Raw genomic sequence first — 14,383 nt, 5'->3', positions numbered from 1 at the left:
TATTTACTTAACCATTAAAATTATTTAAACGATTACTTTCTTCATTTTTTTACTATTTCATAACTTGTTTCAAATTGACTCTTCGCATTTATTGCCCTCTAACGATCATCACACATGACTTAATACATTATTGAAAGGAAAAAAGCTCTGCACTATGCAGGCTTTCTTTATGATTTCACTACTAAATTATGCATAAAACTCTCTATAGAATTTGCCTGGAATATACGGAAATAAGGAGATTGAACGTCGTAATATTTGTCGGTAATGATAAGAATTGAAGGAAAGAATTTAGAAGTCTTCGGTTGCCAAGATTCATTATGCCATTCTTGGCTATGGAAGTATAACTCATATCTATTTATCTTATCTTGCATTATTTTTTTACTGTACACTGACTTTTGAAGTTCAATAAAGAATGGCGACCTACGCCATATAGTAAAAGCATCCGGCTCCATATATTCCTTCCCATACTTTGGTTCCACTTTAAATAACTTAGGATTTTCATAATGAACAAGTTGTTTGTATACGTCCACAATACCAAGGAAATGAGGGATTTTTTGACTGGTTTTTCTGATAGAACTGGGTTGCGGAAAATAAATATATGGGTGCTGCAATACGTTAGCATCAACATGACCGTCTCTTCTTAATCGTTTCATAACCGTATTACAGCAGGTTATCGCATTCTTTAAACCTTGAAAATGCAAGTCAATAATATCGTCTCGGGACATGCATCTAAATTGCTTCAAATCATTCAGAATTCCTTTATCTCTACTCTTCATCATCTAACACCCCAAATAACGGAATTTCTTCTTGCGATGAATTCTTGAGTATCTTCTCCTCTTTAGACATGCGATACGGTTCAACAATTTGTTTCGCCTTACTTAATTCCAAATAAGGAGCTTGCACTTTCTTTAATCCATTTCGTTTAAAAATCATTTGTCCAGATTGCTCTAAATACTCTGAACCAGGAGTACCCATAATATTACTATTAATCACACTATCACATTTAAAGCCCATTCTTACAGTCATATTAAGTTTTAACTTACCATCTAACACCTTGGCATCTGGCCTCTGCATACTAAGCAAAAGAAAAACCCCAAGTGATCGCCCAACTGCTGAAATCTTTTCAATTGTAGCCATACACTCTTTTTCATCTTTAAGCATAGCCACCTCATCGATAGCAAGTAGGATATATGGCTTTTGATGATCTGGATTTAATTTGTTGTACGCATCAATATGATCAACTTCATATTCTTCCATAAGTTTTCTTCGTTCCCTGATTTCCCTCCATAACTTTTGAAGCATTATTTTCATTTCGATTTCTTCCATACAAACTTCTTTTACATGCTTCACTCTACGTAAAAAATGAAATTCAGAGTTTTTTAAATCACCAAGATACAAATGCAACGTATTAGGAGACATATATTGAATGAGTGTGGATAGTACAACACGTACCATACTACTTTTCCCACTTCCCGTTTCTCCTGCGATTAATAAGTGCGGTGAATTGGAACCAATCATGTCGTACGCAACCATTTTTCCGTATTGGTCCCTGCCTACCACAACAGGTAAACCGTAACCTTTTAATTGTGGCTGCCATTCTCTATAACAATAAGTATACGGCTTTAGCCCAGCATTCGAATGAAATACATGTAGGACAAACTTTTTCACATCCCCTTCAATCGTAATATTCCGTCCTAATATTTGCTGAAAACAAAACCACTTCTTTTCAATCTTCTGTGGATCTAATCCGTTTGGTATGGTAAATACATATCTCACGCTTTCCGCTGAAAAAGATATATTATATATCTTTGGATAAATAGGCACTTTCCCCCCGCGTGTTTGATGTTCCGTATATAGACCTGCTTTTCCAAATACCTCTATAAGTTGATTCCTTAACCTTTTTGTATGAAGCCAATTCTTTATCATTCTCATATACTTCCCCCTAAAACATGATTAGGATGCGAATAAATACATATCCAATCAAACAACCCCCGCCTATTCGCATGCCGTAATAAATACCTTCACTTATAAATTTAGCTGCCGATATATGGTCATGTCGCACCAAATATTTTTCTAATATGACTGCCCCTATTAAAATCGTTCCCATTACTCCTAATGCAATGTAAGTATGTAGTACCTGATCCGACATATGAAGGAATGCGAAAGGACTAACTGAATTGTATTTACGTATTTTCTTTTCTTTCTCTTCGTAAGATCGATTCATACACTCACGAAAAGAAATTGTTTCCTTCCTACCACGCATTTAATTGCCCTCCTCTATAAACAAAATGAACAAACTAGATAAAATATAGGGTTTATGTGCCTATTACCTTGATAACATTATCTTGACTGTTAACTTGGTAGATACCTTGCTAGTACATAGGCTGGTTGATTTGGTATCTAATTTGGTAATAAGTTTGCTAAATACCAGAGTGGCTACCTTGATACATCATATTGCGTGGGGCTTGTACATTATTAACACTTTTGTTTAAAAAAATCATGCTTTGGTAAAGATGTGATTAATAGAGGATTTAAGAATAGGAGTGTTCACAATGTTTGGATTGGGGAAACCATCATCAAAGTTTGGTAAATTTTTAAGAAGAAATAATATTACTCAAACCGAATTAAAGGAATGGAGTGGAGTAAATCAAAATACAATTAGTCGTATTTCTCGTTCAAATACATACAAACCTTCATTAGGGAATGGCCAAAAATTAATTAGGGCCTTAAAAAGAAAAGGTTACAGCGTAGACTTTGAGGATTTTTGGATGTAATAATCAGCTCGTTAATCCGAGCTGATTATTTTTTGAAAAATTCATCATTCTTTTTGATTTTTGTGCCGCGTTAGCTTATATAAAAGTGCTAAAATTCCAAAGAACGTGTATAAAAAGTGACAAACAAAAGATATATTGTCAATAGCAATAATATTAATACACAAGTAAAATACACGATAGAAATACGCTTTCTATTCTCTTTCCAATTACGTATACTGGAAATTATAAAACTTACTATCACCATGCAACAAATCCCTACCAAAAACACCAATACATACTCGTGAATAATAGCACCACAAATTAAAAATATAACTGCTAATATTGCTAATAGTGAATGAACTACACGCAAAAATAACCTCTCCTTATCTCATTGGAAACCTATTAATGTACGATTATTTTATTTAGCAAACAGATGGTTTCCAATTTGTGCAACGGTTTGACGTGTTGTAATCCATTTATCAGTCGAGGTTTTTGGATTGTAGAAATAAAGCCAATCAGAATTTGTTCCTTTTGAAGTGAGAGCCTCTTCTACTGCCATTCTTGCTTCCTGTGTAGCAGGCTGATTAATTCTACCGTCTGTAACAGGAGTAAATGCATAACCATTTTTAATGGGTTCATAAATTACACCTGTAATTGTATTTGGAAAACCATTTGCGTTAGCACGATTTAATACTACCTTTGCAACTGCAACCTTTCCTGCATGCGGTTCTCCTCCTGCTTCTGCATTTACTAAACGAGCCATTAAATCCACTTCTTGTAATGAAATACCAGTATTAATCTTTAAGTGCTGACCGACAAAAATATGATTTTCGTCTACGTTATTGTTTTGTTTTATGGACTGTATTGAAACCTTATATTGTTGTGATATAGAACTTAATGTATCCCCAATTTTCACTTGGTAAATTGCTTGATATGTATTAGTTGAAACTGGTGAATTATTTTTCTGAACATATTTGTTTGCAGTTGACGATACCGGAATTGTTAAACGTTCTCCAATATTAATTTGATCATTTTCTTTATTGTTTTCTTGTTTAAGTGATTGTACGGACACCTCATATTGTTTACTTATTGCTTCTAGGGTATCATTCTTTTGAACCGTATAAACCGTTGAAGCCGCAGTCCCCACTGGATTTGATACGACTGTAATCATTGCAGCAGATAATGGTAACCAGGTTTTCGCCTTACATAAATTCATTCAAAAAAGCCTCCTAAAAATTATTAAGTACTCTTAATATATTTAAGTTAAAAACAAATCAAGCTATTTATAGCGTAACAAAACATTGAATTCCAGTCATTGAATTTGTATTTCTATATAATAATTGGGTTGCTTATGATATTGAAATTGAATTATTATAGTTATGTTTCAAAAGAATCGGACAATCTAATTCTTAAACTAAATATGGTGAAAGTAGAGGCTTATTTCAATTGCCTAATAGTTTCTTTACTAAGAACTGTTACTATATGCTATACTGACTCCTAATTAATTGTAGAAGGAATGATAAAAATGAGTGATAGATCCTCAAGACGATGGAAAATGCAACAAAAGTTACGGGCACTGAAAACAAAAAATAGCAATGATACAAACCCTTTGTTTAATGAATGTATTGAATCTCTCGGAGAGGAAACTCTCATTTTCTCTCAAAATAAAAGCCAACAAATTGCAAATACTTTAATAAATTCATTTCCTATAACTGTCTCTGGAAGAATAGATTGGGAACAGATAGACAATCAATTAATAGCTTTAAATAAAGAACAACTAATTTCCCTTATTAAAGAAAACAAACCAGGTTTTGATGAACAAATTTTTATACTATGGGATAACTATGAAATCCCTGTAATAAGCACAAATCTTGATAAAGTATTCCAATCACTAGTTGATATTGATGCAGTCAGTTTTTATTTCTGGTTATTGGATAAAGAATATAAATTTATAATTGAAATAAAAAATGAAGAAATGATTATGGTTGGATTTCGCTAATAATCCAATCCACTTTCCTCATTCTTTTTTTCTATAAATGAGCTTTTTCCACCGAAGCTATGTCGCCTTTAGCAATACGAGTACCTCTTTCAATTTCATGATCTTGCATAATTTTCCTCTTTAGGAACTTCATTGTTAACAACCAACACTCCGACTTCTCCGTGGCAACTACTGTCCACCGTTCCAAGAACATAGTGTTCCGCGTTATACCGATACGGGGATGTACCTGCAATTCATATCCTGGTAGAGCCTTAAAAACTTATATTTTTGGGACACTAGCATGTTTCTTTTTTCATTTATAAGTTTAATATTTCTTATACGGCATTTGGATTTTGCGATGTAATTTCAATCGAGAATGGGAATTCCCTCTCACTACTTGTCTATTGTCTTGTTATTCGCTTTTTCCTAGTGGGTTATAGCAAACGACAAGACTATTATTTTTTCTCCTAATCCCGTACTTATATTCTTTGATTTTGTTATTTTTCCTTAACAACAAACAAGACGCCAACCAGATCACGGAAGCGCCTACAATACTTGCTATAAACTTAACTAAACTTATTTACCTTCACGTCATTTACTTCTTTGTTTCCATACCCCATTCTCTTTACGATAAGTATTCTTTCCATTCATGAATCCCGCTGTATTACCAGGAATGCTATATTTTTTATTCTTAGCTTTCTTCTTCATCCTCTTTTCTTCTTGAACAGCTTGCAGATCCACCTTCCATTGTTTTAACAAATCCTCTTTACGTCGCATCGAATTTGTACCCCTTATATTGAAAAAAAATTTAATAATCATATTATATACATTTAAATATATTATTCAATAAAAAGAGAGCACCCCCGCTACCGGTGCTCTCAATGTGAATCGGGGTTATCCTGAGCATTGAATAGGACACGAAGAACTCGTCCTATTACATAATATGCTTGTCCTTATAATAATGTGAATTAAAAAAGCACCCTCGCACAGGTTCCAAATAATACATATACTTTGAATTAACTAACATGTTCGAAAAGACCTTTCCATATCATTGTATGATTATCAATTATCTTTATACTTAAATGACTCCTTAAGTATGTTTAATGTATAATTTCTATATAACTAAAAAAAAGCACCTGCATCATATAACTTTCTATCTTTCTTAACTATTCGCTTTATGTTTGGTGGTTGGGAGAAAACCAAGAATCTTCTCATTTATACTCCGTAGGTCCAGTCAGTACTTCTGTTGTCCCCTCACCTTCGCTCACCAATTATGGTTACGCAACATGATACCTACTAACACACAAATCTATATATACAGTTGTAAAAATAAATGGTTAAGTGTTAAAATTGCATAGGTACTCTTTAAGGAGTCCTCATATAAATTAACAAGAGTTTAAAAATTCTCGAATCTTAGCCCCTTGGAGCGCCCTCCAAGGGGCTGAACTAATTAAAATATAAATTATATGCACCTTTATTATTTTCATTGACTCCATATATTGCATATACGTAATATTTTTGTGAAACATCACGGGTTTCAAATACAACATTTTTTAAAGAACTCTTATCTTTCCATTTTCATATTTTAAGTCTTTAACAAAGACACGGTCTATGTCATGCGAGTTCCTTTTTCTTCCCATTTTGATCATCCTTTTCGTTCCTATTAATAATTTTTTCTACTTATATTAAGCTAATTATTTTCTATGAAAATATTGGAATATCCCTATTTTTATCATACAGGATAAAGAACGATTACACTAATTATTACCATATGTTTCTAGAGTTTTTGAAATGGCGTTATTACTTTTAACAAGTTTATTATTCGCGTACAACAAGTGTACATGTAAAGTGATAATACAGTTATTTAATTTAGATATAAAAAATATAAGAGCCTTGCTACATTGTATTGTAGTAAAGCTCTTTAAAGTTGTTTACTTCTTATTGAACTAACGGTGCAGGATGGTTTAATAAGGAATGCTATAATTTATTAAAAGGAAATTGTTATTAAAGTACATGTTTTATAAAAAGAGCGAAAAGATTTTCAAGGAGGCTATTATGAAGTACTTTGAAGAAGCTAAAAACATTTGGAAAAACCAAGTTCCAAAGAATGGTCAATCAGACACTATCGAAGGTGAACTAATAAGAGCAGTAGAAAAGCTTCGATATGAAGCACAAAACAATGGGAATGGTAATTGGGATGAGGGCCTAGAGCGTTTTTGCGAATACATTTGGGATATTTTAAATGACAGTAAAACCTTCGAAAGCCATTATTTAGAAGAAATTAAATTTGATATTAAAACATTACTCGATTATGAAAATCCTTATCTTGAAGACGATTTATATGACAGAATTACTGACCGAGTTGTTGAATGGAGTATTGCTCATAATGGTCCAATTAGAAGAGAAAAAGATCCAAAACAGTATAGGTAAGTTATTGAACTAACGGGTGCTTTAGTTGAACAAGAGTTAAACAACTTTATTATTGATTTTTGAGTGCAAACACATTTAAATGGATAGAAATTAAAACAACTTTATTATCTCTTAACAGTACCATGATATTTATTTTTCCATTATTGAAACTGTAAAATGAGAATAAAGTTATTTGATTTTAAAAGTTCAAACAAGCATAACCACGTTCTGAATTTAGAACGTGGTTATGCTTGTTTAATCTTGATGTAAGGTACTTCACTACACTAAAAAATATAACAATAAAGTCGTTTAAAAGTCTAAGTTATATTCAACAATAGTGCCCTTTAATGGAATAACTAGAATATGGACTCAGACCTAAATGTTAATAAACCCTCCTAATCGCCATTGGTTCCACTGATTATTTTTTTCTGCTCTACCTGGTACAACGCAATAATCCGATATTTCTGTATTCATACCTTCAAAAAGTATAGGTAATTGTTTATGTTGAGTATGTACATAATTAGCAACCCAGCTTCTAGCCTCCTGTATCCCCTTTAAGTTGCTATGTAGGATTTCTTTCTTTCCGTTCATCATGATTTCAACCGTATAAACTTTCAATTTTTTACTACCGGTTATGATGAAATGGCATTCGTCTTCTTTATTGATATTACTTATAATCTGACTAGGCATACCCGATGACCGTCGTTTCGATTTAAAGTTATCTGTAACGTAGAGAAATTCATTTAGTAAGTAGTAGCTTATAGAGTCTTTGGGTGTGTGAATTTTTTTTAGTGCAGATATAACATCAGTCCATGTTAATCTAATTATTTTGACATTCTCTCCTAATAGTTTTTGGTGCGCTGCTATTTGGGCTTCATCAAGTACACCTCTAATCTTAAATTCAAATAAGAGATTAAAATTATTACCACATATCCATGCATCTGGAATAGAACCCGAGTTATCTTCATATTTATTTCGGGTATCGATAGCTTTTTTGTACGGAGCAATACCTATGATATACTCGTATTCTTTTTCCTCTTGAGGACAGTATTTCACACGAGTATTTATCTTTAATTGTTTAAAGGTAAATTTTTGTGCAGGTTCTGGTATAAGACTTTTTAAGAAATCATCGACTAAACTACAATCATTCCTTGCTAAGATATTCATTAAGATATTTGTATAATGATCCTCTTCTTGTCCTTGATATTGAAAAATCCTCATCACTCATCTCCTTAATCGTCAACACAATAAATAAAGACATCATTAAAATATCATACATATAAATCCCCCGATACGAACACATCATAACATAAATACTCATTTTTTTATTCCGGAAAATGGCCCGATTGTTGAATACAATGATTGGTATTTTTTAAACAACTTTATTATTTTTTAAATGACTTTATTGCCACTTAACAGAAACAGAGTAAGATAGTAACTAGTTCATCTTAAAACGAGTTTTTTAATTCAAATTACAGCCCTTCCCGAACGAGAAAGCCCCTCGCGTTTAGGCAGGGGATGAAAGTGAGGTTGGATAAGGAGTGCTACTAAAAGCCGCAAGGTTTGTGGCACTCTAAGTATCCAAAATGTTGGTATCTTTTATTTTTTTATCTTTCGTGTTGCAGTTTTATAATCCAACTGATACAATGCAAACATGATGAATGATTATAGAAGAACCAAAACAACCGTGTCATTAATTAACTATCATTTTGTGTTTTGCCCACGATACAGAAGAAAGATTTTTCTTAATACAAAAGTAGAAGAACGTTTCAAAGAGTTGGTTCAAGAAATAGGCGGAGAATTGGATGTTTCTATTGTTGCAATGGAATGCGACAAAGACCACGTTCACTTGTTCTTAAATACACCACCAACACTTAGTCCTGCTGATACAATGGCAAAAATTAAAGGAGTGACATCAAAACGTTTGAGAGAAGAGTTTCCTCATCTTCAACACTTGCCGAGCCTATGGACGCGTTCTTATTTTGTTTCTACTGCTGGAAATGTATCAAGTGAGACAATAAAACATTATGTTGAAAATCAAAAAACGAGGGGGTGAAACTTGTGCCACAAACCATCACAGTTAAAGTTAAATTGCTTCCAACAAAACAACAAATCATGCTATTGGAACAAAGTAGCCACGAGTATATAAAAGTCATTAATGCCCTTGTATCTGAAATGGTTGAATCAAAGAAAAGCACGAAGAAGAGTACAAAGGATATTGAAGCCAATATCCCAAGTGCGGTGAAAAATCAAGCAATTAAAGATGCGAAAAGTGTGTTTTCTACAAAGGTGAAAAAGAGTAAATACAAAATCGTTCCGATTCTAAAAAGACCTGTTTGTGTATGGAATAACCAAAACTATTCATTTGACTTCACACACATTTCAATTCCGTTTATGGTAAACGGAAAGTCAACTCGTTTAAAGGTTCGCGCTTTATTAATCGACAAATATAATCGCAATTTCGAATTGTTGAAGCACAAGTTAGGTACACTTCGTATCACGAAGAAATCTGCTAAATGGATTGCTCAAATATCTGTCACGATTCCTACAAACGAAAAAACGGGAACAAAGATTTTAGGAGTAGACTTAGGTCTCAAAGTTCCTGCGGTAGCCATCACAGATGATGATAAAGTTCGTTTCTTCGGGAACGGTAGGCAAAACAAATTTATGAAACGTAAGTTTCGCAGTGTTCGCAAGAAATTAGGAGAAGCTAAGAAACTGAATGCCCTTCGTCAACTTGATGATAAAGAACAAAGATGGATGCAAGACCAAGACCACAAAGTAAGTCGTGTAATCGTTGATTTTGCAACGGATAATAATATTTCTGTCATTCGATTAGAGCAACTAACGAACATTAGACAGACGGCACGAACAAGCCGTAAAAACGAAAAAAATCTACACACTTGGTCATTCCATCGTTTAGCACAATTCATCGAGTACAAAGCGACATTAGTTGGCATAAAGGTCGAATATGTGGACCCTTCTTATACAAGTCAAACATGTCCGAAATGTTCTGAAAAGAACAAGGCGCAAGACAGAAAATACAAGTGCCAATGTGGATTTGAGAAACATCGTGATATCGTTGGGGCGATGAATATTCGCTACGCAACTGTGGTTGGCGGTAATAGTCAATCAGCCTAAGAACCTATATGGTCTGTCTTAGGAGGGGTGATGGCACACCCTCATCTTGAAGGCTGTTCAAAACAGAAATGGACTGCGAATGCTTAGTCATTCAAGAATCCCATCCGTTACACCGTAAGGTGTAGGACTTGCGGCTTTAGCCGTGGGAGTGTCAAAAAAAGCTATCATCATTAAACATGATGATAGCTCTTATATTAATCAAAACTTATATCTTCTTTATTTTTTTCTAAATCCCCACCAACTAACACTAGTTGTAGTTGTTCATAAATTTCCTGTGTATCCGGTGTAGTTTCTGCTTGTTTACGTTCACGCTTAACTGCAGAATCACTTTTAACTAGTGATTCCTCTTTAGTTTCTGCGACCATTTCTATGTGCTCCAGTACCGCTACACGCTCTAATCCTTCTATTTCATCTAAATCCTCTACATCATCTGCATCGTCAATTATTTCTGGTTCTTCTGTTTGTATAATTTCTTTCTGTTCTTTTTTCAATTCAATTACTGGTTGCTCTTGTACTATGTTCTCTCTTTCAATATTAACTTCAGCAGCTTCAATTACCTCTAAAGGTTTGTTTTTAGTATTTGTTATTTTATTTGCTTTTGCTATAGCAATTTTCACTTTCATCGCTCTTAAAGAAGACGATATATGATTTAGTATTCTGCTTAACCCATAGAAACGAATTGCCTCAACTATAACACCCATTACAATTCCAAAAATCCATGAATTAGAAAAGTATCCAACTAAACCAAATATTATAACTCCTGGTAAATATAAACTAGCATAGGCTATTAAATTAGGTAAAGCTTTTTCTACTGTTAATTTAAAGCTATATCTAACTATTAAATATATGGCGCTCAACCCCACTATTAAACCAGCCAGACTTAACAATAAATTTTTAAAAGTTTCACCTATCATTACAATTTCCTCCCTTAATGTTTTAATTTTAATTTTTTTATTAAATTCCTCTTTACTTTTCAATTTTTTCAAAAATCAAATAAATCCATCGCTAATTGTCCTTCTGCAATTTTCCATTTCAAATATATACAACTACTTTCATCCTTTCTTTTTAGAAATATCTATATAAATGGCATAACCCTAATTGTTTTCAAACACAAAAAACCCTTTCGGGTATATGAATTTTTGCAAGCAACACTGCTTTACAAAGTCATTTCCCCGAAAGGGTTGTAGTATTTATGGATTATAAAAAGAAAAAAGAAAGTCTTACATACATTATATAAATTACTAGCATCATATTCAATTTATTTTTCACAGAAGATTCAGACCTTTGTTTGTATTTATGTTTTATTTTTTGTTATAATATGGATATATTTAAAAGGGTTAAGCTATAGCTCCTTATTACTATTGATATGTATGTAGCAAAAAAAGTCAAGATTCCAATTATTGGCTTTTTCGCTATAATTAGATTGATATATATGCAGACTAATTGTTTGCTATAGTCCCTTATCACTTCTTGATATTATATGATATGTCACCATTGAAGACCTCTAAAATACCATTTTTTAGAGGTCTCCATTTATGGATAAAAGCACTATTTTATATACTTAAAATATAACATGTGTAACTTTTGAGTATGTTTGATAATTCATCTTTAACTATTATTTCTATTTTAGGGGTGGATTCTATGGAAGGAAAAACATTGATAAAGTATATTTTTTACTTTTTTTCTTATTTACTTGTTTACATACCCTCACTCCCAGTTATAGTTGTTCTTGGTATGGCTGGCGCTTCTCCTGATGTAGAACATACTATACTAGAATGGATAATTACGATTTTTGAGTTAACTGTTACAATTTTAGGTGCTTGGTTTTTTAATTTTCTTTTCAAAAACATAATAGGAATTAAGAAAAATACAAAATTCACTTGGACTATCTGTATTCTTCATTTAATTCTTATTCCCTTGACCTGGAGACTTCTTCTTTATTATTAGATTATAAATCTTTTTGAATAAAACTATATTTCAAATCCCGATTATTCAATCGTGTACTTGCATACTAAAAAAATAAATACCTTTGTCTGTCTTAAACAAATATTCTTCATAACAGCATGCATAATAACCTCCTGGATCTAATTTAATCCAATAAACCTCATCTGGTTCTTGCTTGAATACATTTAATAACTGCCCTATTATAAATTCCTTGGGAGTCAATCCATTTAAATCATATCCGTACGGTATTTTTCCAAACCAAGTAGACTCTCCATTGGGATATTGGCAAATTAGGAATTTCTTTTTCCATTCTTTCAAGCAGATGAGTTCTAATATATCATTACTAGTAGCGTATGTCGCTTTTTTAGCAAGTTCAAAAATATTGTCCTTTTTATTTTCTGACATAATACTAAGCTCATAATAATTACTTACATATTCGTCTGTATTTATATCGGCAAAATCGCTTAAGATTTTATTAATTGTATGCATTTTTTACTCCTTTTAACTTTAAATTATAAGAGAACGGCAATTATGTAAAAAGTACACCTCCAATTGTCTTTCGTGTCTAACAATTGGGGTGCACATCAGATGGACGGTTTTTTGTATTTTTGGGAGAACATAGTTTTTTCCGAAATGCTGACGATACTCCTTATAGTCTTGCGAAATATTATTTTAAATAATGCGTCTTCTGCTTCATTATGATTATATAAATGTATATAAATTGTAAGTCATATGTCCAATTTTTTCTGTACTTATTTCGTTTTAGCTTCCATACTTTATGTATGTAGTGCATTCTTATCAATTTTCCCCATTACTTTAACTCGTAGGGGCATTAACTTTAGAACTCTACTAATGGATAAGCAAGTTAATAATTGTACTTGAAAATGGAGTGATACGATGAATAAGACGTATGATGTCATTATTACCGGTGCTAGATGTGCCGGCTCTACCCTGGCAATTTATCTTGCTAAGGCAGGTTTCCATGTGTTGTTAGTGGACCGAGCGAATTTTCCAAGGGACACATTATCAACCCATACCTTTTTCAATAATACTGCCGCTCTTCTTCGAGAAATCGGTGTCCTGGACAAGTTATTGGAAACAAAAGTAACGCCGGTACGGGATATTAAATTTCAATTTGAGGATACCGTGATAGAAGGTCTCATCCCTGAGGTTTACGGAGAGGAAAGTTGTTATTGTATTAAAAGAACTTATCTCGATCATATTCTACTTGAACAAGCCAAATCCCAAATGAATGTAACTGTTTTAGAAGGGTTTCGTGTGACGGATGTCATCCGTGATGACGAAACAGTGATAGGCGTGAAAGGTTTAGACGGCGACAACGAGAAACAAGAATTTTTAGCTCGCCTGGTAGTCGGGGCAGACGGCCGATCCTCTATTATTCGCAAGCTGGTAAAAAGTGAACTCAAAATAAGTATTCCGGCAACAGTCGGCATCTATTTTGGGTATTTCTCTGGATTTCGCCACGATAATGTCCCTAAATTTGAAGTATACAAGATAAAAGATAACACAGCCATTCTCTTTCCGACGAATGATGATTTATATGTAATTGTCGGCATTTTCCCATTAGAAAATAAGGAATTGATAGAACGGTTGAAATTAAATCCGGAAAGCTGTCTACGCAATTTCTTTACAGATAACTTTCCGAATACAACAATTGGGGTGCGCTTGAAAAATACAGAACTAGTAGAACCGGTCAAAGGCATTCTCGGATATGATAATTACTGGTATAAAGGAATGGGAAAAGGATGGGCGTTGGTTGGAGATGCAGTTTGTTTTAAAGATCCTGGCATGGCGCAGGGTATCCATGATGCTATATATGGAGCACGTATATTATCCAATATTCTATCAAAATATAAGGCACAATCCGATCAATCAAATCAAATGTCTGAAGAATATCAAAAGGCACTAGAAGATGAGTTTATGGTTCGGTTTCACATGGGATGCCAAATTTCGAAGAATGAACGCATATCTGAACAACAGGATGCTGTCAATAAGCTAATCAGTTCCCATCCAGAGGCTATAGAGAAGTTTTTAGGGATTTACAATTATGCAAACGAGCCCGCTGCTTTAGAAAAAGAACTCGCACGAATTATGCAATCGATCTAACAATGTGTTCAGTGACAATAAAGTTGTTTAA

At 33.2% G+C, this 14,383-nt stretch carries 15 protein-coding genes; 7 read left to right on the top strand and 8 right to left on the bottom strand.

Translation table 11 applies throughout. The features are described from left to right. Positions 1-167: 167 nt before the first annotated feature. The 3 genes from N2V79_RS27820 to N2V79_RS27810 are packed head-to-tail and all read right to left on the bottom strand — an operon-like array spanning position 168 to position 2,263. A complete protein-coding gene (locus N2V79_RS27820; RefSeq protein ID WP_071731766.1) occupies positions 168-743 on the bottom strand; it encodes a replication-relaxation family protein in 576 nt (191 codons plus the stop codon). A gap of 22 nt (positions 744-765) precedes the next feature. Then, positions 766-1,932, bottom strand: coding sequence for an FtsK/SpoIIIE domain-containing protein (locus N2V79_RS27815; protein ID WP_340720434.1), 1,167 nt, complete (start codon positions 1,930-1,932; stop codon positions 766-768). Between the two features lie 10 nt (positions 1,933-1,942). Next, complete coding sequence (locus N2V79_RS27810; RefSeq protein ID WP_340720433.1) at positions 1,943-2,263, bottom strand: hypothetical protein; 321 nt, start codon at positions 2,261-2,263, stop codon at positions 1,943-1,945. Positions 2,264-2,552: 289 nt separating this feature from the next. Here N2V79_RS27810 and N2V79_RS27805 point away from each other — a divergent pair, with 289 nt between their 5' ends. Continuing rightward, entirely contained in the window at positions 2,553-2,774 is a 222-nt protein-coding gene (locus N2V79_RS27805; RefSeq protein ID WP_340720432.1) for a helix-turn-helix transcriptional regulator, read from the top strand. A gap of 397 nt (positions 2,775-3,171) precedes the next feature. On the opposite strand, the gene N2V79_RS27800 is transcribed toward N2V79_RS27805, so the two are convergent. Next, positions 3,172-3,969: a cell wall hydrolase gene (locus tag N2V79_RS27800; RefSeq protein WP_340720431.1), complete on the bottom strand. Its 798-nt coding sequence runs from the start codon at positions 3,967-3,969 to the stop codon at positions 3,172-3,174. Positions 3,970-4,278: 309 nt separating this feature from the next. Here N2V79_RS27800 and N2V79_RS27795 point away from each other — a divergent pair, with 309 nt between their 5' ends. Continuing rightward, positions 4,279-4,752, top strand: coding sequence for a CDI toxin immunity protein (locus tag N2V79_RS27795; RefSeq protein ID WP_222655467.1), 474 nt, complete (start codon positions 4,279-4,281; stop codon positions 4,750-4,752). Positions 4,753-5,322: 570 nt separating this feature from the next. Here N2V79_RS27795 and N2V79_RS27790 read toward each other — a convergent pair. Then, entirely contained in the window at positions 5,323-5,508 is a 186-nt protein-coding gene (locus N2V79_RS27790) for a hypothetical protein (RefSeq protein ID WP_001253021.1), read from the bottom strand. Between the two features lie 1,278 nt (positions 5,509-6,786). Here N2V79_RS27790 and N2V79_RS27785 point away from each other — a divergent pair. Further along, positions 6,787-7,161 (top strand): hypothetical protein, encoded by a 375-nt coding sequence (locus N2V79_RS27785; RefSeq protein WP_109737183.1) that lies wholly within the window; start codon positions 6,787-6,789, stop codon positions 7,159-7,161. A gap of 354 nt (positions 7,162-7,515) precedes the next feature. Here the strand turns inward: N2V79_RS27785 and N2V79_RS27780 are convergent, their stop codons facing one another. Continuing rightward, positions 7,516-8,361 carry a hypothetical protein gene (locus N2V79_RS27780; protein WP_340720430.1) on the bottom strand — a complete coding sequence of 282 codons (846 nt, stop codon included), beginning with the start codon at positions 8,359-8,361 and terminating at the stop codon, positions 7,516-7,518. 433 nt (positions 8,362-8,794) lie between these two features. Between N2V79_RS27780 and tnpA the strand changes: the two genes are divergently transcribed. Together tnpA and N2V79_RS27770 are read left to right on the top strand one after the other, a co-directional pair. Continuing rightward, on the top strand, positions 8,795-9,196 hold the full coding sequence (gene tnpA / locus N2V79_RS27775; RefSeq protein WP_340720429.1) for an IS200/IS605 family transposase: 402 nt from the start codon (positions 8,795-8,797) through the stop codon (positions 9,194-9,196). 5 nt (positions 9,197-9,201) lie between these two features. Then, positions 9,202-10,281: an RNA-guided endonuclease InsQ/TnpB family protein gene (locus N2V79_RS27770; protein ID WP_050844933.1), complete on the top strand. Its 1,080-nt coding sequence runs from the start codon at positions 9,202-9,204 to the stop codon at positions 10,279-10,281. 194 nt (positions 10,282-10,475) lie between these two features. Here the strand turns inward: N2V79_RS27770 and N2V79_RS27765 are convergent, their stop codons facing one another. After that, positions 10,476-11,195 (bottom strand): hypothetical protein, encoded by a 720-nt coding sequence (locus tag N2V79_RS27765; RefSeq protein WP_109737185.1) that lies wholly within the window; start codon positions 11,193-11,195, stop codon positions 10,476-10,478. 727 nt (positions 11,196-11,922) lie between these two features. Here N2V79_RS27765 and N2V79_RS27760 point away from each other — a divergent pair. After that, a complete protein-coding gene (locus tag N2V79_RS27760; protein WP_176549305.1) occupies positions 11,923-12,228 on the top strand; it encodes a hypothetical protein in 306 nt (101 codons plus the stop codon). 45 nt (positions 12,229-12,273) lie between these two features. Here the strand turns inward: N2V79_RS27760 and N2V79_RS27755 are convergent, their stop codons facing one another. Continuing rightward, the gene (locus tag N2V79_RS27755) at positions 12,274-12,714 is read right to left on the bottom strand and encodes a hypothetical protein (RefSeq protein WP_109737186.1); all 441 of its coding nucleotides are present in this window, start codon (positions 12,712-12,714) and stop codon (positions 12,274-12,276) included. A 408-nt stretch (positions 12,715-13,122) separates the two neighbouring features. Here N2V79_RS27755 and N2V79_RS27750 point away from each other — a divergent pair, with 408 nt between their 5' ends. Then, positions 13,123-14,352, top strand: a complete 1,230-nt coding sequence (locus N2V79_RS27750; RefSeq protein ID WP_340720428.1) for an NAD(P)/FAD-dependent oxidoreductase — start codon at positions 13,123-13,125, stop codon at positions 14,350-14,352. The last annotated feature ends 31 nt before the right edge of the window (positions 14,353-14,383 follow it).

Origin of the sequence: Bacillus sp. CH_70, assembly GCF_038007045.1 — a bacterium.
Classification (GTDB): domain Bacteria; phylum Bacillota; class Bacilli; order Bacillales; family Bacillaceae_G; genus Bacillus_A; species Bacillus_A cereus.
Note: the sequence above shows the minus strand (reverse complement) of the source record. Positions and strands in the feature narration are given on the sequence as shown.

Coding starts and splice junctions, on each gene's coding strand:
- N2V79_RS27810 (WP_340720433.1), bottom strand. CDS start 2,263: ATGCGTGGTAGGAAGGAAACAATTTCTTTTCGTGAGTGTATGAATCGA.
- N2V79_RS27795 (WP_222655467.1), top strand. CDS start 4,279: ATGAGTGATAGATCCTCAAGACGATGGAAAATGCAACAAAAGTTACGG.
- N2V79_RS27750 (WP_340720428.1), top strand. CDS start 13,123: ATGAATAAGACGTATGATGTCATTATTACCGGTGCTAGATGTGCCGGC.
- N2V79_RS27755 (WP_109737186.1), bottom strand. CDS start 12,714: ATGCATACAATTAATAAAATCTTAAGCGATTTTGCCGATATAAATACA.
- N2V79_RS27780 (WP_340720430.1), bottom strand. CDS start 8,361: ATGAGGATTTTTCAATATCAAGGACAAGAAGAGGATCATTATACAAAT.
- N2V79_RS27760 (WP_176549305.1), top strand. CDS start 11,923: ATGGAAGGAAAAACATTGATAAAGTATATTTTTTACTTTTTTTCTTAT.
- tnpA (WP_340720429.1), top strand. CDS start 8,795: ATGATGAATGATTATAGAAGAACCAAAACAACCGTGTCATTAATTAAC.
- N2V79_RS27805 (WP_340720432.1), top strand. CDS start 2,553: ATGTTTGGATTGGGGAAACCATCATCAAAGTTTGGTAAATTTTTAAGA.
- N2V79_RS27785 (WP_109737183.1), top strand. CDS start 6,787: ATGAAGTACTTTGAAGAAGCTAAAAACATTTGGAAAAACCAAGTTCCA.
- N2V79_RS27815 (WP_340720434.1), bottom strand. CDS start 1,932: ATGAGAATGATAAAGAATTGGCTTCATACAAAAAGGTTAAGGAATCAA.
- N2V79_RS27765 (WP_109737185.1), bottom strand. CDS start 11,195: ATGATAGGTGAAACTTTTAAAAATTTATTGTTAAGTCTGGCTGGTTTA.
- N2V79_RS27800 (WP_340720431.1), bottom strand. CDS start 3,969: ATGAATTTATGTAAGGCGAAAACCTGGTTACCATTATCTGCTGCAATG.
- N2V79_RS27790 (WP_001253021.1), bottom strand. CDS start 5,508: ATGCGACGTAAAGAGGATTTGTTAAAACAATGGAAGGTGGATCTGCAA.